This is a genomic window from Aquimarina mytili, assembly GCF_016735115.1.
Lineage (GTDB): Bacteria > Bacteroidota > Bacteroidia > Flavobacteriales > Flavobacteriaceae > Aquimarina > Aquimarina mytili.
Window position 1 is genome coordinate 16,800 of the sequence record NZ_JAERQJ010000014.1, and the last position, 20,279, is coordinate 37,078.

At 32.0% G+C, this 20,279-nt stretch carries 6 protein-coding genes; all 6 read left to right on the forward strand.

What is annotated here, in order from left to right:
* The first annotated feature begins 396 nt into the window (after positions 1-396).
* The 6 genes from JJQ60_RS20465 (at position 397) to JJQ60_RS20490 (ending at position 20,272) form a co-directional block, all read left to right on the forward strand.
* Positions 397-924: a UpxY family transcription antiterminator gene (locus JJQ60_RS20465; RefSeq protein WP_201924381.1), complete on the forward strand. Its 528-nt coding sequence runs from the start codon at positions 397-399 to the stop codon at positions 922-924.
* Positions 924-3,008 carry a condensation domain-containing protein gene (locus JJQ60_RS20470; protein WP_201924382.1) on the forward strand — a complete coding sequence of 695 codons (2,085 nt, stop codon included), beginning with the start codon at positions 924-926 and terminating at the stop codon, positions 3,006-3,008. The genes JJQ60_RS20465 and JJQ60_RS20470 overlap by 1 nt, the downstream gene beginning before the upstream one ends.
* Before the next feature lie 168 nt (positions 3,009-3,176).
* The gene (locus JJQ60_RS20475) at positions 3,177-9,635 is read left to right on the forward strand and encodes a non-ribosomal peptide synthetase (RefSeq protein ID WP_201924384.1); all 6,459 of its coding nucleotides are present in this window, start codon (positions 3,177-3,179) and stop codon (positions 9,633-9,635) included.
* 37 nt (positions 9,636-9,672) lie between these two features.
* Positions 9,673-10,647, forward strand: coding sequence for a TauD/TfdA family dioxygenase (locus JJQ60_RS20480; RefSeq protein WP_201924387.1), 975 nt, complete (start codon positions 9,673-9,675; stop codon positions 10,645-10,647).
* Between the two features lie 303 nt (positions 10,648-10,950).
* Complete coding sequence (locus JJQ60_RS20485; RefSeq protein WP_201924389.1) at positions 10,951-12,465, forward strand: amidohydrolase family protein; 1,515 nt, start codon at positions 10,951-10,953, stop codon at positions 12,463-12,465.
* Positions 12,466-12,529: 64 nt separating this feature from the next.
* Positions 12,530-20,272: a non-ribosomal peptide synthetase gene (locus tag JJQ60_RS20490; protein WP_201924391.1), complete on the forward strand. Its 7,743-nt coding sequence runs from the start codon at positions 12,530-12,532 to the stop codon at positions 20,270-20,272.
* Positions 20,273-20,279: the final 7 nt, after the last annotated feature.

The following is a 20,279-nucleotide window of genomic DNA, read 5'->3' on the forward strand; positions in this document are numbered from 1 at the left end:
AACGGGTTTTAACCATTTGTTTCGAGGTTGAGTTTTGATTTATGTTTGTAACAGAATAACGAAACAGATATTATTTAATTCATATCATATTCGGTTATTAGTTTTTAAACTTTTTGATTAGTAGTAATATTTTCTCACAGATTAAATACGTGAGATAAAAATGAAATTAATTTTAAAGTCCTTTTTAGAACAGTAAGCAATTTTTACTGTTAGAAAGTAAGAGTAAAAGAAGCATCTTTTACTATCGATTACCTTTTATTTTTTTGAGAATATACTTGATGTGAGTCAAGGAAGCGAAGCTATAGCCTTTTACTAAATTCCTTATTGATGATCATCATTAATTAACAAGATAATATACTTATTCTAGTATTAAACATTATCAAAAACACAACAATCATGGGCAAACTTCTTAAAACTGGTTGGTATGTTCTATACGTTAGATCACGCCATGAAAAAAAAGTCGATAATTTACTTAAGGAAAGTGGTTTAGAATCATTTCTTCCCTTGGTAAAAACCATTAGAAAATGGAGTGATAGAAAGAAAACGATAGAGGCACCTCTTTTTCCGTCATATGTTTTTGTAAAGATTAATTCTGCAAAAGATTTCTATAAAGCCTCTTCTATTGAAGGAGCTTGTACTTTTGTTCGTTGTGGTGGTCAATACGCATTGGCCAAAGAAGATGAGATTCAGAAAATAAAACTTTTTCTAGGGTCAGAAGATATTACAAATATTAACAATGATAGACATGACTTAGAAATTGGCGAGATTATGTTGATTCAATATGGATCTCTTGCCGGTTTAGAATGTGAAGTAGTAAAGGTAAATAATGAGAATAAAATCGTTGTTCGATTAAATTCCATAAATCAGAGTATTACTGCAACAATACCTCCTCAATTCTTATCAAAAATCTCAAAAGCAGTGTGATGAAAAATAAAAATTCTAAGACGCATATTTATAATCGGTTAGATTATCATATGCCAGAAAATAACCAAATAGAGTTTGCTACTTATGTAAACACTATTGGAGAACATAGAATTGCTTCTGCTCCCATTTTTTATGGAAGAGATGATGATCAATCCAATTATAATGGATATAGAATAGAAATTAAAGAGATTGAAAAAACGATTCAACGCATTAATATCTACATCGTAGATTGTTATGTTCGTGTGGATAAAGTTAACAATACCCCAGTCTTGATAGCTTATCTTGTGGCAAATGAGTCTTTTGTGAATGTTACAACATTAGCTATTAAACTAAAAAGATATTTGCCTGATTATATGATTCCAACTCATTTTGTGGTTATCGATGCAATTTCTCTTCTTCCAAATGGCAAAATTGATGTTAAAAAACTGCCTAGACCTAAGTTTTCTAATAATGAAGAATTGATTAAACTGCCTTCTACAGTAGAAGAAAAGAATGTAGCGGCAATTTGGAAAGAATTATTGAAGTTAGACGAAGTAGATGTCAATGTTAGTTTTTTTGAGCTGGGCGGGCACTCATTACTTGCTAATGAGTTTGTAAATACGATAAGAAATGAAAAAGGAATAGATTTATCAATACAGGATTTTTATAAATTTCCAACGATACATGAAATTAGTAAATTGATTCCTTCATTAAAAAAGAAACAAAACCAGAAGACGATTGCTTCTAATTTGGATCTTTATCCGTTATCATTTTCTCAACAAGCAATTTGGTCTTTGGATCAGGTGGATACTACACATGAATTTTGTTATGAATCCAGAGCGATCAAGCTAAAGGGTAATATAGATTACTTTCTTATAGAAAAAACATTTTGTAAACTTATAGAGAAACATGAGATCTTAAGAACGGTTTTTGAGTTAATTGAAGATGAACCTTTTCAAAAGATATTACCGCCATATATATTTAGTATTCCTGTTACTAATTACATAGGGGTAAAGAAAAAAGATCAGAAAAAGATAATTCTTGATCGCCTTAAGGCTATTAAGGAAGTTTCTTTCGAAATTGAAAAAACACCTCTTTTTAGAGCAGAAATACTAAAATTCTCTATTACAGATAATGTTCTTGTGTTTTGTAGTCACAATATGATTCTTGATAAGTGGGCACAAAGAATATTGTTTAAGGATTTTGTTGATGTTTATAATGAATTGAAGAGGAATCCTGATTTTGAAATTAAAAGACCAACAGCAAGTTATAAAGACTATGCATTTCTAGAAAAAGAAAACCTAAATGAGGAAGCTCTTAATAAACGATTAGATTTTTGGAAAGATAAGCTTAATGGTTTTTCAAATGAAGTATTAATAGCTTCTGATAGCATAAGCCCCAAAAAACAAACAAAAATAAGAGGCGGTATACCATATACATTTTCATTAGAGTTTTCTGAGAAATTAAGGCAATTTTCTGAAATACAGAATGTTTCCCTATTTATTACAATGGTTACAGCTTTTAAAATAATGTTGAGTAAGTATAGTAAAGACTGTGATATCTGTATAGGAACTTCGACAATAAATAATTTCTATCAAGGATATCAAGAAGTTTTAGGAGTTACATTAAATACAATTCCATTACGAAGCAGGTTTAAGAATGATAACAGTCTAATAGAGGTTTTAGATCGCGTTAAAAAAACATGTTTAGACGCATATGCATGTGGTGATACTCCCTTTCAAAAAATTGTGGAAAAAGTATGTCCCGAACGAAGATTCGATCCTCAGGCATTATTTAGATATATGTTTAGTTTCATCGATTTTCCTATAAGAAACATGTCATTGTTGGATGCAGAAATCGAAATCATAAAAGAACATAATGAACTATCAAAGTTCGATATTAATATAGTCGTTAATACAACACAAGAACAAGCCGATTTTTCTTTGACACATCAGACTGATAGAAGAATTTCTATAGATTGGCAGTATAATTCAAACATTTTTGAATCCTCTACCATGCAACATATGTTGTCAATGTACTTAAGAACACTAAACGAGCTTATCACTAAACCAGATCAGTCTCTCGAAAACACTGCTGTCATTTAGACAAAAAAGATACTAACACATTAGTATTTCATGTCCGTCATAGGCATCACAATATCATAATATATTACAATTGATTCTTAAAACACTACTAAAACTTGTAGTGCGTTTTTGAGCACTCAAAATTGTAGGCTTTTATAATTCTAACATCCGTTAAATATTTCATACATAATGAATTCTTTAAGAAAACATAAGACACTTTCTCAAGTGCTCGAATTTAGGAAAAACTCAACCAGAGGAATAACTTTTATTGAAGGTAGCGAAAAAGAAAATTTTCTTTCTTATCAAGATCTATATCATAAGGCTGTAGCAAGATTATCGTATTTGCAAAAGCAAGGAATAAAACCTCAAAATGAATTGGTATTTCAAGTAAACGATAATGAGGCATTTATTGTTCTGTTTTGGGCATGTATCCTAGGGGGTATAATCCCTGTACCGTTAAGTATTGGAAGAAATTCAGAGCACAAACAGAAACTCTTTAATGTTTGGTCAATATTAAAGAATCCTTACTTGGCAATTTCAAAAGAAGAGATTAATAAGCTGAATAATCATGATAAGGAAGAGGAACTAGCAGAAATAAAACAAAAGATTATTGATGTTAAAGGCGAATGGAATTCAGGAGAAGATGCAGTACTATATGAAGCAAAAGAAGATGATATTGCTTTTATCCAATTCTCTTCAGGCTCCACTGGAAATCCCAAAGGAGTGGTGTTAACACACAAAAATTTGCTAACTAACATATTCGATATTAGTACAGCATCGAGCTATGCCGAAGAAGATTCAATGATTAGTTGGATGCCGCTTACTCATGATATGGGGCTTATCGGGTTTCATTTAAATCCGTTATTCATAGGAATGAATCATTATTTAATGCCTACTGATCTTTTTGTAAGAAGACCTTCTATATGGCTAGATAAAGCAAGCGAACATCAGGTAACCATTTTGTGTTCTCCTAATTTTGGCTATAAGTATGTTCTGAAACATTGTAATGTTGATACTTCAGAACAATGGGATTTGAATTCGGTTCGGTTAATTTATAATGGAGCAGAACCTATATCAGAAACCATATGCAATCAATTTTTAGAAGGGTTATCTAAATATGGCTTAAAAAAATCTGCCATGTGTCCGGTTTATGGTTTGGCAGAAGCAAGCTTGGCAGTAACCATATCTAATCTGGAAGATACTATTGTTTCTTTTAATTTTGATAGAGACCAACTTAAAATAGGAGATAAAGTACATATAACTGAAGCACAAGAAAAAAACTCGGTATCATTTGTCAAAGTAGGAAAACCAATCAATCATTGTTCTTTGAGAATTACAAATGATACTAATGAATTGGTAAAAGACGAAGTAATAGGTCATATTCAAATTAAAGGCCCTAATGTAACTTCTGGTTATTATAATAATGAAGAAGCCACCAAAAATGCCGTTCTGGAAAGTGGTTGGGTTAAAACAGGGGATTTAGGCTTTGTTAAAGATGGCGAACTTTATGTAACTGGTAGATTGAAAGATATCATTTTTAGTAATGGACAGAACTATTATCCTCATGATATAGAGCGTATAGCCGAAAAGGTAGAAGGAATCGAACTAAATAAAATTGCTTTTGGTGGTTTTTTTAACGGTAATACTCAAAAAGAAGAAATTATTGCTTTTGTATTTCACAGAGGAAGTTTAGATAAGTTTATTCCAATCATAACGGCATTAAAAGAAGTAGTAAATGCAGAAATTGGATTAGAAATAAATAGTGTGGTGCCTATTAAAAATGTGCCTAAAACTACAAGTGGAAAATTGCAGCGCTTTAAATTGTTATCTGATTATAGGAATGGAGTTTTTAACGAAATTAATGAGCAAATAAAATTTTTAATTTCTGAAAGGAATTTAGATAATATAGTAGTGCCCGCAAATGAAAAAGAACGTAAACTACTCGCTATCTGGAAAAACGTTCTAGACTTTGAAAATATTAGTGTAGAAAAAAGCTTTTTTGAACTTGGAGGTAATTCATTAAAAGCCGCCGAAATGATGATGGCATTAGTGAAAGAGTTTCAAGTAGAAATTACACCAGATGTATTATATAAATATCAAACGATAAGAGGTTTGGCTTCTGTGTTAACAACATTGAAACCAAAAGAGTATAAAGCAATTCCTAAAGCTGAGTCGTCAAACTTTTATCCTGTTTCCAGCGCACAAAAAAGACTGTACTATGCTTGGAAAATGAATAAAAAGAGTATTGCATATAATACTCCAACGGCATTTAGAATACAAGGAAGAATCAATGAAGAAAAACTAAAAAAGGTAATCTCCGAATTAGTAAATAAACATGACGCCTTACGAATGGTGTTTGATGAGAGGCCAAATCCGGTTTTTAACACAGATAAAATAAACGAAGTATCTATAACAATTAAGAATTGTGAAGGGAGTAATATTCAAAGTGAACTTCGTAGACTAGTAATGCCTTTTGATCTTGCAAAAGGTCCATTATTCAGAATGGCAATTTTAAACAGTGAAAATAATGATGCTATTCTGTTTCTAGATTTTCACCATATCATTTCAGATGGAGTATCGATCCATCATTTTGTAAAAGAAATGATATCACAATACGAAGGTAAAATTGTAGAACCATTGAGTATTGGTTATGGTGATTATAGCAATTGGGAAAATAATCATAAAGATGAAGAAGTTTTAACTTCTAATAAATCATATTGGTTAGATCAATTAAGTGGAGATTTACCAGAATTAAATATAGAGTTAGATTATCCCAGACCACCAATATTTACCCCTAAAGGTGAAAAATTAGAATTTGAGTTTGACAATCATACAACACTCAAATTAAAAGCACTCGCTAAAGAGCAAGGGTGTACTTTGCATGCATTAATGTTTACAATGTATCATGTATTGATTGCTAAGTATTCTGGTGCTAACGAAACAATAATCGGGATACCAGTAGCAGGAAGACAGCATCCAGACATACAAACCATGCAGGGAATGTTCGTTAATAACTTGCCTATACGAAATGTAATAAATGGAGAGGAAACCATAAGAGAAATTTTGAGAAATGTTGATGAACGTATCTCTAATGGTCTATTGCATCAAGATTATCCTTTTGATGAAATGGTTACCACTATAGTAAATACTCAGAATGCCAGTAGAAACCCAATTTTTGATACCATGTTTATTTATCAAAATATGGGGACAACTACCCTTATCGGGCAAGATTTTACACTATCAAGATACTTTTTTGATCCAGGTTATTCTAAGTTCGATATCTCAATGGAAGTTTTTGAAAACGATAAATCTCTTAAGTATGGCATAGAATATAATACCACATTGTTTAAAAAGGATACTATTTTAAGTGTTCAAAGATGCTTTGAAAACTTAGTTAATGAAATCCTTAAAAACCCTGACACCCAATATTCAAGATTATCACTACTGGATACCAAGGAGGCAAATAGGTTTACATATTTGTTTAATAATGATGTCCAAACCTATCCTAAAGAAAAAAGTGTATATCATCTGTTTGAAGAACAAGCACAAAGAACACCAAAATCTACCGCCTTGGAGTTTGGTTCTCAAACAATGACATATGAAGAATTAGATAATAGAGTAAATCAATTTGCTTTAGTATTAAAAGAAAAAGGAGTAGCCTCTCAAAATATTGTCAGTATCTTGTTACCGAGGTCTTTTGAGCTTGTCATTACAATACTTGGTGTCATGAAAATCGGAGGAGTATATGTTCCTTTAGATGCTGATTTACCGGAAGATCGAATTCGTTATATTCTTGGACATAGCCAATGTGATTTTTTAATTACAAACTCTGATAAAGAGTTTAAAGTGAATTCTGATGTTGGAAGTGTATTGCCAAGATCCATTACTATAGATAAGATTACATCTTCTAAAGAAACTCTAAATACTGATATTGAATTCGAATATAATGCTCAAGATCCAGCGTATATATTATATACCTCAGGAACGACGGGTAAACCCAAAGGAGTAGTTGTTAAAAACACTTCTCTAACAAATTATATTTGTTGGGCTGCAGAAACGTATATTAAAGAGAAATCAGCAAAGTTTCCTTTATACACATCAATCTCCTTTGACCTGACAGTAACCTCTATTTTTACGCCTTTAATTACGGGAAATACAATAGTAATCTATGAAGAGGAACAACAAGAAATGTTGATAGAAAAAGTGCTTAATGATACAATCTCAACGATTGTGAAATTAACTCCTTCACATTTAAAAATTATTAGAGAATTACATGTAAAAAGTACCAACTCAATTAAAAGATTTATTATAGGAGGTGAAGAATTAGAAACCTCTTTAGCAAAGGATATCTATAATCAATTTGGCGGACAGGTTGAACTTTATAATGAATATGGCCCAACAGAGGCAACCGTTGGCTGTATGATCTATAAATTTTCACCAGACGATACGTTTAGAACTGTCCCTATAGGAGATCCTATAAAAAATACCCAAATTTATGTACTGGATGAATATTTAAATCCTGTACCCGTTGGTGTAAGAGGAGATTTATATATATCAGGCGACGGACTTGCACAGGGGTATTTTAAAAATGATGTTTTGACTAATGAGAAGTTTATAGAAAACCCATTTATCGAAGGTCAAAAAATGTATCGTTCAGGGGATATTGCTGTAAGACGTTCTAATGAAGCATTAGAATACATTGGAAGATCAGACCAGCAGATTAAGATTAACGGTTATAGAATTGAAATTCCTGAAATTGAAAACTGTTTATTAGATCATCCAGATATAAAACAAGCGACAGTTGTATGTGACGAGGTATCAGGAGAAAAAGCATTACACGCGTATTACAGAAGTGTTGAAAATATAAAAATTGACTATTCTGATCTGGTAAGCTTTTTAGCAAATCGTTTGCCATATTATATGATCCCGAGGTCATATACCTATATTGAAAAAATGCCTCTAACCAAAAATGGCAAAATTGATTATAAAGCATTACCTGTTCCTGAGTTCAATACTAACCAAATAGAAAGAGAAGCTTCTGAAAATAATTTAGAAGAGGCAATTTTAGAGGTATGGAAAGACATATTTGGGACTGAAGATATATCGGTTAATGACAATTTTTTTGAAATGGGTGGAGACTCGATCAAGGCGGTTCAGATTTCTTCGAAATTAAATATGAAAGGAATTACCCTTGATGTAAAGGATATACTAACATATCAAACCATTGCAATTACAGCACCCTATGCTAATATTAATCTTGATAATGAAAAATATGACCAGGGGTTTGTTGAAGGACTTAAAGCTTTAAACCCTATTGAAAGTTGGTTTGTGAATCAAAAACAGCCAAATCCTAACTATTATAATCAATCCGTTTTATTAAACTTTAATGAGCCAATACATACCGAAGTTTTGACACAAGCTTTTATGAGGTTAATTAATCATCATGATGGATTAAGAATAAACTATAAACAAAATGAAAATAAGATATGGTTTAATGAAGCATACATAAATTATCCTTTCAAAATTGAAGAGCACAAAATTAATGCTGATGATGAATTATTCGAAGTATGTACGACTATTAAAAACAGTATGGATATTGAAAATAGTTTGCTAATTAAAGCCGCTATTATTATGTATCCGGATGCTTCCGAAAAATTATTTATTACGGCACATCATTTAGTTGTTGATGGGATTTCTTGGAGAATTCTACTGGATGATTTAAAAACAATTTATCAGTCATTACTGTCAGGTAATGAACCTGTACTTCCAATGAAAACCATGTCTTTACAAGAGTGGCAAATTACACTTACAAGTTTGGTACAAAAAACCAATTTTACAGCAAACGAAGTAGCGTATTGGAAAGCTATTGAAGAAGAAGATTTTGAGCTGCCATATGATACAGAAACAAACGATTGGCGTTTCAAAAATTCAAGACAAATAACGGTTAATCTTGATGAAGATCAAACAGCACATCTGGTAAAGAAAGCACACCTGTCATACAAAACCAATATAGTTACATTATTAAGTACAGCACTCTCATTAGCACTTCAAGAATGGATAAATAAAGAAGAATTTATTATTCAATTTGAAAATCACGGGCGACATGTTGAGAATGTTGATGTCTCGAGAACAAGCGGGTGGTTTACAGCAATGTACCCCGTAAAACTTACTTTAATACAAGGGACTATAGACGATCAAATAAAAAGTATTAAAGAGCAACTCGTGAGTGTTCCGAATAATGGATTAGGGTATGGTATTTCGAAATACATGAGGGAAACAGAATTAACCAGTAATGAGAAGCTTTCTGAACTCCGATTCAATTATTTGGGTCAATTTGATCAAGAACTTACTAACGATCTATTTGAATTCTCACAAGTATTTCATGGAAGTGAAGTGGGACTTGAGAATATATTGACCACCAAGCTCGAGATTAATGCTATGGTAGTTCAAGAAAAATTGCAGATTTCTGCTAATTATAATAGCAAATTCCATAAAAATGAGACTATCTCAAGGTTTTTGGAATCTTTCTTAACAAAATTATCATTCATAATTAATCATACTAAAGATCAAAAAGATATTCATTTTACACCTTCTGATTTTGAATCAGTAGATCTAGAACAAGGAGAACTAGACTCTTTATTCTCATAAAACATTCATTTTTCGAACTAACAAAAATAATAATAACATGAAATCACAAAATATACAAACAATTTCCGATAAAAAGATGTTGCTTCAAGTAACAGAAAAACAGGTTAATACTCTAGATTGGTTACAGCAGTACAAGGATGATATAGAAAATTTCATTTCTACAAATGGGGCATTATTAATTCGAGGTTTAGCAATCTCTAATGATAAAGAATTTGGGGAAGCTTTGAAATTATTATTTGGTGAAGATTTGGCCAATTATACGTATAGATCAACTCCTCGTACAGAAGTAAATCAGAGCAATGTATATACAGCAACAGAATATCATGCATCCGAAGTAATTCCACAACATAATGAAAATGCATATTCGAATGCTTGGCCAATGAGAATAGGGTTTACATGTTTAATTCCTGCGGATAAAATGGGAAATACTCCAATTTCAGACAGTAGAGAAGCATACCAAAAAATTCCTATCGAAATAAGAGAAGAATTCGAAAGAAAAAATATCATGTATGTTAGAAACTATTCTGATATAGATTTACCCTGGGAAGAAGTATTTCAGACCAATAACAAGGCTGAGGTAGAACAGTATTGTAATGAAAACAACCTCACATTTGAATGGACAGATAATGGGCTTAGAACAAGCCAGGTAAATCAAGCCACCATTATGCACCCAACAACAAAAGAAATGTTGTGGTTTAACCAAGCACACTTATTTCATTCTAGTAGCTTAGGGTCAGAAATCAAAGAAGGATTAATAGAACTATTAGGTGAGGAAAATTTACCTAGAAATTCATTTTTTGGCGATGGAACACCTATTGATGAAGAAGCACTTTCTATCATAAGACAGGTATTTGAAGATACAAAGTTTTCTTTTCAGTGGAATAAAGGAGATTTACTTCTTTTAGATAATATGCTATATACGCATGGAAGAGAACCTTATGAGGGAAACAGAAAAGTCCTTGTAGGTATGGCCAAAAAATACAGTGCTCAGTTGGATCATAGTATCGTATAAGCAAATCTATAATGCTTTAGTCTTGATTTAGGATATTGTTGAGAGGATATATATAGTAACATTAGACTACGATTACTACCGAAATAATTCATCATTGTTTATAGCATATTTGATGTGACTGTTTGCTTTTCAATACTTGAAAAAAGTAAATAATACAATGATTTCACATAAAGTGTGCTTGTAGAATTATTCTGATAAAAACAGTTCGATATAGTGAAAAATTAAAAAGTATCAAGCTATGATAGTTACCTCGTTATACTCCATTTTCTCTTTGAACAAGTTACAAACCGATAAAATTTTTACATGATACATAATCCATTTAAACCTTTTAAAGTATTAAGAAAAACGACAACCTGTTGTATACTTTTTTATTGGATCGCTCAATCGGTATTTGCTCAGCCAAATAATCAATATGATATTGTTTTACAAGGAGGAAGAGTAATAGATCCCGAAACTAAACTTGATGCTATTCGAAATATTGGTATTCGTGATGGGCAAATACTTGAAATTTCTACTAACACATTATCCGGAACCGAAATTATCAATGTTTCTGGCCTTATTGTGGCACCAGGTTTTATTGATTTACATGTTCATGGCATTACTAATATTGAGCAAGAGTACCAAATCAAAGACGGCGTTACCACCGCATTAGAGTTAGAGTGGGGATTACCATTTTTAAAAGAATGGTATGCGTTGAGAAAATCGAAGGCCCTCATCAATTTTGGAGCTAGTGTTAATTGGCCAATAACCAGAGTACAATCATTAGCTTCTTATCAAGAACAACTTAGCTCTTTGAAAGAAATAATGTCCACCAAGGGGTTACCAGTGACGCAAACGATGCCTGTTTTTGGTAAGAGTTTTTATCAAGAATTACCTCAAGATAAAATACCAGAAATGTTGGATTATGTACAAGAATCATTAAAAAGTGGAGGATTGGGTATTAGCATGCCTATAGGATATCTACCAGGAGCAAGTACAGAAGAGGTTTTTAGAGTATATCAATTAGCCGGGACATTAAAAGCGCCAGTATATGCACATGTTCGAGAAGGGGGAGTTATTGCCATACAGCAAGTTATTTCTGATGCTGTATTAACGCGTGCACCACTTCATATTTGTCATATCAATAGTATGGCATTGAATAAAATAATGCTAGCCATAGAGATGGTAAATACGGCTCAAAAATCTGGGTTTGATATTACAACGGAGTTATATCCATACACCGCAGGTTCTACCGATTTAAAGTCAGCAATTTTTGATACGGGTTGGCAAAAAAAATTAGGGATGAGTTTTAAAGACTTACAATGGGTTGCCACAGGAGAACGATTAACTGAAGAAACCTTTGCTACATATAGAAAAGATGGCGGTACAGTCGTAATGCACAACATGAAACCAGAGTGGATTGCATCCGGAATTGCTTCAAAAGGTATGATTATAGCTTCTGATGGGATGCCATATGCAAAGCTGGCTCACCCAAGATCGTCTGGTACGTTTTCAAGAGTATTAGGAAAATATGTTAGAGAAGATAAAGTAATAGATCTTACTGAAGCGATAGAAAAGATAACGTTTCTCCCTGCTAAGAGGTTGGAAGTAATTGCCCCGATGATGAAACGTAAAGGCAGAATTCAAGTCAATGCCGATGCAGATATAACAGTATTTAGTTTTGATAAAATAATAGATAAATCTACGTTCGAAAAAGGAATTCAACCTTCTGAAGGGATAGAATATGTTTTAGTTAACGGTATTCCTGTCCTTAGAAAAGGAAAAATTGTAAAAGATACATTTCCCGGTCAACCTGTTTATGGAAAATACAAAGAGTAATTCCTTGTATATCATTCGATAGACTTCAATTCAAATTGATTCTCCAAATTATAAAAAGAAACAAGTGGTTAATAAGATAGAAAAACAAAACGTCCAAGACATTTTTGAACTTAGTATGGTTCAAAAAGGAATGCTATTTCATCATTTGAAAAATGAAAATGGAAACACATACAATGCGCAATTAGTGTTTACTATTAATGGCGATTTAAATGTAAATACATTACAATCGGCATTAAATAGTGTGCAAGACAATCATGATGTGCTGCGTTCTGTTTTTAGATGGGAAGAAGTAAGCAAGCCTTTACAAATTATCTTAAAGAAGGCTTCTATTAAGATCCAATATTATGATGTTTCTGATAAGAATGCAAAAGATCGGCTTGACTATATTGAAGAGTATGCTTTAACAGATCAAAAAAGGCGTTTTGACCTTTCACAAGTTCCTATGCGAGTAACTGTAATCAAAGCATCAGAAACCTCTTTTGTATTATGCTTTACGAATCATCATATTTTATATGATGGATGGAGTACAGGTATTTTGCTAAAGGAATTATTTGTTAATTATAATGACCTGGCAAAAGGAAATACAGTAAAAACAAATCAAAAAGTATCATATAAGAGATATTTTTTGTCTAAACAAAAAGAGAACAATCCAGAGCAAGAATATGACTATTGGAAAAAGTATTTAGAAGAATATCAAATTACTTCATGTTTTTCTGAAAAAACCAACAACGACTATGTAGAAGGATCTGTTGAGAAGAAGAAAATAAAGCTCAACATAGAGTCAATTAAAGAACTGTCTAAGGGAGAGAGAATAACACCAACGGCGATAATTTATACTGCAATTGGTTTATTACTTCAAAAGCTTACCGGAACTTCTGATATTGTTCTTGGGACAACAGTATCAGGAAGAGATGGAAGTATTGAAGGTGTAGAGCATGTTGTAGGTAATTTTATAAATACAATCCCACTTAGAATTACGAATAAAAACAATACGTCATTTCTTGATATCGCAAAAGAAGTGTATAAAGAAGGTCTTGTAAGAAACCAAAACGCAAATACGTCATATTACGAAATAAAAAAACTCTTAGAACTTCAAGGATCTGAAGAGCTATTTGATGTTGTTGTCGTTGTCGAGAATTATCCTTTAGATGAGAAGGCCATTAATGGAAATCCCGGTTTTGAAGTTAAGTTAAAATCGGTATATGAAAATACAGGTATTCCTTTAGTAGTTACAGTGTTTTTAAAGGAAGAGTTAGAGATAGAATTGATTTACCAACCTTCAATAATCACCACTGATGAAATAGATTTGTTTTCAGTTTCTTTAGAAAGAATACTTAACCAAATTGAAGAAAACCCTGTTACACCAACACATTCTTTTGAACTTTTACATGAAGAAGAAAAAGTTTGGCAAATAAAAGAGTTTAATGAAACTGTAAAAGAATTATCAAAAAGAGAAACTATAGTTTCTCTTTTTGATAAGCAAAGAAATAATACTCCTGATAAAGTAGCTGTTATCTGTGGTTCAGAACAATTGACATATCAAGAATTAGGAGATTTATCTGATAAAATTGCAACCTATCTCAAACAAGAAAAAGAGATTAAAAAGGGCGATTTGGTAGGTTTAATGTTAGGAAGAGATTTTAATTTGGTTCCTATCATCTTAGGTGTTTTAAAGGCCGGAGCTGCTTATGTGCCTATTGATCCAACATATCCGATTGTAAGAATTAATAATATCCTGAAACAATCAAAGTTAGCACTTTTAGTAACAGAAGATAAGGATATAGATTCATCATTAAACACAACTTCTTCAATTATTGATGTTGAAGACCTTATGATGCGTCTTGATGGTGTAGATATTATATCGGATACAAATGTTTTAGAAGATGATTTAGCATACATAATTTTTACATCTGGATCTACAGGGACTCCAAAAGGGGTAATGATAGAGCATGGTACTTTGCTAAATTACATTTTTTGGGCTTCAGATTCTTATGTGAAAGAAGAAGAACTCACGTTTCCATTGTATTCTTCTATTTCTTTTGATTTAACGGTTACATCGATTTTTACACCGTTAATAACCGGAAATACAATTATAGTTTACAAAGATGAAGCACATCAATTGCCAATTGATGCAGTACTAAATGATACGAGAATCAATATCGTTAAGTTAACACCTTCCCATTTAAAAATAATTAGAGATAATGATTTGTTCGATTCTGCAACAACAAATATTCGAAAATTAATTGTTGGGGGTGAAGAATTAGAATATCATTTGGCTAAAGAGATTGTTGAAAAATTTAATGGAGATGTAACAATTTATAATGAGTACGGGCCTACAGAAGCGACGGTTGGTTGTATGATTTACGAATTTGATACTTCTTTAAATACGGGTTCTGTACCACTAGGAAACCCTATTTATAATACCCAAATTTATATTCTAGACCCTTATATGAATCCTGTTCCTGCGGGCGTAAAAGGAGAATTATATATAGCTGGAGGAGGGTTGGCAAGAGGTTATTTAGGTAGAGAGGACTTGACCATAGAACGATTTGTCAAAAACCCTTTTATACCTGGTAAGAAAATGTATAAAACAGGGGATTATGCTATACGAGAAAAAAACAATCATATTCTTTTTTATGGAAGAATAGATGAACAAGTAAAAATATCGGGACATAGAATCGAATTAAAAGAGATTGAGGCTACTCTTTCTACATATCCAGAAATTAAAGAATCGGTCGTAGCCGTTAAGGAGAAAGATAATAACAAGATACTTGTAGCTTATTATTTGTCAGATAGTGAAGTAGCTATCGAGAAATTAAAAGCACATGTTGGAGAGAAACTCCCTTCTTATATGCTTCCAATGGATTATATAAGATTAGAATCATTTCCGCTAACCTCAAACGGGAAACTAGATTTTAAAAAATTACCTGAACCAAATTCTTTATCAGCAAATGATTATCACGCACCAACGACTATAGTTGAAAAATTACTAGTTAAGCATTGGTCTGATGTGTTAAATGTTCCTGTAATTAGTATTACAGATAACTATTTTTTAATAGGTGGAGATTCAATCAAATCAATACAGATAAGTTCAAAAATGAGAGCTGATGGTTTTGAAGTCTCAGTTCAGGATATTTTTAGAAATCCAACGATCAAAACACTAGCAGCCGTTACCAAACCTTTATCAACACCGATTGATCAGTCAACGGTTACTGGAGAAGTGGTATTGAGTCCAATCCAAAAATGGTTTTTTGATAACTCTAAAACAGATCAACATCATTTTAATCAATCGTCTCTATTAGCTTTTGATTCAAAAGTAACACCACAAATAGTTCAGCAAATATTTTCTGAAATTCTTAGGCATCATGATGCCCTTCGTATGGTTTTCAAGAAAGAAGGTGTAAATATCGATCAACAAAATCAAGAGGATAATATAAAGATTGATATAGAAGAGTATGACTTAACTTCAATAAAAAATCCACAGGAAGAATTCCTGTATCATGCAAATAATTTACAATCTCAGATAGATTTAGCTGATGGTCCTTTACTCAAATTAGGTTTATTTCAGACTGAAACAGGAAGCCGTTTACTTATTGTGATTCATCATTTGGTTATCGATGGAATTTCATGGCGTATTCTATTAGAAGATATAGATACGTTATATCGCCAAATTTTGGCTGGTGATTCTATTAAACTTCCTTTAAAAACAGATTCTTTTAAAACTTGGTCCAAAACAATTAAAGAATACACAAATAGTGAACAATATCAAAAAGGGAAATTATATTGGGAGACTCAATTAAGAAAAGAAAGCTCAACGATTAAAAGAGATTTTCCTGATGGTCTAAATATTCATGAGTATCATAATAGCGAAATATTAGAACTCAATCAATTCGATACAAAACAATTACTAACAGATGCGCATGCTGCTTACGGAACTCAAATAAATGAACTTTTAATGTCGGCATTTTTGTTAGCCGTAAACAAAAAGTTTGGGCTTGATAACCTATGCATTGATTTAGAAGGACATGGAAGAGAAGAAATTGCAGCGGGAATTAATATAGGTCGAACCATAGGATGGTTTACTAGTATTTATCCTGTTTTGTTAGAGAGAAATGGTGAGGATGTTTCAAATGTGGTAAGAAATATAAAAGAAACCTTAAGAGCCGTTCCTAACAAAGGGATAGATTATTTGATCGCACAATATACTGATGTAGCTCCTTTAGAGCAGAAAAGTAATGCAGGTATCAGTTTCAATTATTTGGGGCAGTTTGAATCAGCATATGAGAATCTTCAAATACTGAAAGAGAACAAAGGGAATGAGATTTCTCTTCATATGGAACAACATTATGATTGGAATGTAATTGGTTGGGTTTCTGAAGAAAAACTAAAATTAGAACTAGTATATAGTACACAACAGTACAAAAAAGAAACTATAGCATCTTTTATAGAAGTATTCAAAGAAAGTCTAAAAGATATCATTAATCACTGCTGCCAACGTAATGAGGTAACATTAACTCCTTCAGATTTAACACACAATAAATTATCTATTGAGGATTTAGATCAAATTCAATCTAATTTAGAGATAGATGATGTATATACTTTATCTCCAACTCAAGAAGGTATGTTGTTTCACTCTGTATTGGAGCCTGAATCTAAAGTGTATTTTGATCAAAAGATACTAAGCCTTAAAGGAAATCTAAATACCATAGCTGTTGAAAAAAGCATGGAAGCTTTGGTGAAGCACCATGAGGTATTTAGAACAGTATTTTTGCATAAAAACTTAGAGACTCCGATACAAGTTGTTTTAAAAGAAAGAAAATTAGACTTCATTTATAAAGATATCCAAGAGGAATGTGAGCGTTTATCCATTGATGATGCTGTTAATTTATATATAACAGAAGACAAATCAAAAGGGTTTAATTTATCTGAGGATATATTAATGCGTGTAACTCTTCTTAAAGTTCAGGAAGAAGAATATCGAATGATTTGGTCTCATCATCATATTGTTATGGATGGTTGGTGTACTTCTATTTTATGGAATGATTTTAAAAATTTGTATTCTGGATTTACCAAAAATGACCCAATACAACTCGAATCTTCTCCAAAATATTCTCAATATATACAATGGCTTGAACAACTGGATAAAGATGCATCTAAAGAGTATTGGTCAACATATCTTGAAAATTATGAACATTTAGCTTCATTACCTAAGAGAGATGTAGATTTTAATGCACTAAAATCTTATGATTTAAGAAGTAACAAACATCTTGTAAGCAAAGAGAAAACTAATGTTTTACAAAAAATATCAAAAAATAATGCTGTTACTTTAAGCACTATTTTCCAAACTATTTGGGGAGTGGTTTTGGCAAAATATAATAATGTAGATGATGTTGTATTCGGAAATGTAGTTTCGGGAAGAACATCAGAAATTGCCGGAATTGAAAATATAGTAGGACTTTTTATAAATACGCTTCCCGTACGAGTACGATATGATGAAGAAGATACCTTAGAAACGTTATTAAAAAAGACCCAGGCTTCAGCATTTGAAAGTGAGCCGCATCATTACCATTCGTTATTAGATATTCAGGAGAATAGCGAACTCGGAAACGGATTGTTTGATCATATTTTGGTATTTGAAAATTATCCTATTTCTGAAAACATTAAAGGAGTAGAAGATAAGAAAAATGGTTTTTCAGTTACCGATGTAGATATTTTTGAACAAACCAATTATGATTTTAATGTAATTATTATACCAGGAGAAGAAATTCAGATTCAAATAGATTATAATCAAAATGTATATAGCCAAGCTACTATACATCAAATACTCTCTCATTTTGATAATGTTCTCGAACAATTGGTATTGGATAAAGATTCTCGTATTTCAAAATTGAAGTTGGTTTCAGAAGAAGAAAAAAATGTTCTTCAACAAAAACTCAACAATACACAAATTAACTACCCTAAAGATCTCAATATAGTTGATCTGTTTTTAAAACAAGTAGATAAGAATCCAAAAAATATTGCGATTAAGTTTGGAGATTCAGCAATTAGCTACCAAGAGTTGCATGAAAAAAGTAGTAAGGTTGCATGTGTACTAAGAGAATTTGGTGTAAAAAATGATAGTATCATAGGATTGTTAATGGATAGGTCCATTGATACCATAATCGGGATGCTTGGAATTCTTAAAGCAGGAGGAGCCTATCTTCCGATAGACATAAACTATCCCGATGATAGAAAAGAATACATCATACAAGATAGTAGAACATCATTAATTCTGACAACAATCAATTTTGAGGATATTCATAAACTGAAGGGAGATTTTCAGATACAGTATATAGAACACGCTTTTGAAAAATCTATCGGAGACAAAGACTTGGCAGTTAATAATGTGAGCAACCCTTCAGATTTGTGTTATGTGATTTATACCTCTGGAACTACTGGTAACCCTAAAGGAGTGATGATAGAACATCGCAATGTAGTTCGGTTATTCTTTAATGAAAACCCATTGTTTGATTTTGGTTCTAATGATACCTGGACAATGTTTCATAGCCATTGTTTTGATTTTAGTGTCTGGGAAATATATGGAGCCCTATTATTTGGAGGGAAATTAATTATTATTCCTCAATTAATAGCCAAAGACACAAAACAATATCTAGACATTGTTAAGCAGGAAGGGGTGACAGTTTTGAACCAAACACCTAGTGCTTTTTATAATTTAATTCAAGCAGAATTATCTTGCAAAGAGACATCTCTTGGATTGCGTTATGTGATTTTTGGTGGAGAGGCATTAAATCCCCGAAAACTAAAATCATGGAAAGAAAAATATCCAAATACTAAACTTATAAACATGTTTGGTATCACAGAAACTACCGTACATGTTACATACAAGGAAATTACAGAACATGAAATTCAAAACAATATTAGCAACATAGGAAAACCTATTTCTACACTGTCAACAATCATATTGGATAAGTATCAAAATCTGACCCCAAAGGGAGTTATAGGAGAGCTTTATGTAGGAGGAAGTGGGATCGCCAGAGGGTATTTAAATAAGCCTGAATTAACAGCAGAGAAATTTATACCCAATCCATATAATCCAGAAGAAAAATTATATAGATCTGGAGATTTGGCAAGAATATTAGATTCTTGGGAATTAGAATACAAAGGAAGAATAGATCATCAAATCCAACTTAGAGGATACAGAATAGAATTAGGAGAAATAGAAAATAAGATATTAACGCATCCAAAAATAGAGGAAGCCGTTGTTACATTTAAGGAGCGAGCAGGCGATAAGTATGTTTTGGCATATTATAAGTCGGCAGATGAACTTGATAGAAATGAATTAAGACGCTTTTTACTTGATAAGCTTCCCGATTATATGATACCGTCTTATTTCATAGCACTTACAGAAATTCCATTAACCTCAAATGGAAAATTAAATACCAAAGCATTACCAGAACCTGAACTAGAGGTTATTGAGGCTTCTTCAAAGCCTAAAAATGAAATTCAGAAAGAATTAGTAGAAATCTGGTCAGGCATATTAGAAATAGAGGGTGAAAAAATAGGGATACATAGCAACTTTTTTGATATCGGAGGTAATTCGCTAAAACTGATGAAAATGGTAGATAAAATAAACGCAACGTTTAATGCCGAGATCACAGTAGCTCAAGTTTTTGCTTACCCAGAAATATCAATGCTTGCTCAATTCTTGAGCAATGAAACCAACAATAAAACCGAATCTGAAGAAGAAACAGATATTGGGAATTTTGAACTCATGAACGATACCATCAATTTATTAAATCAGTTTTAAAATAGTT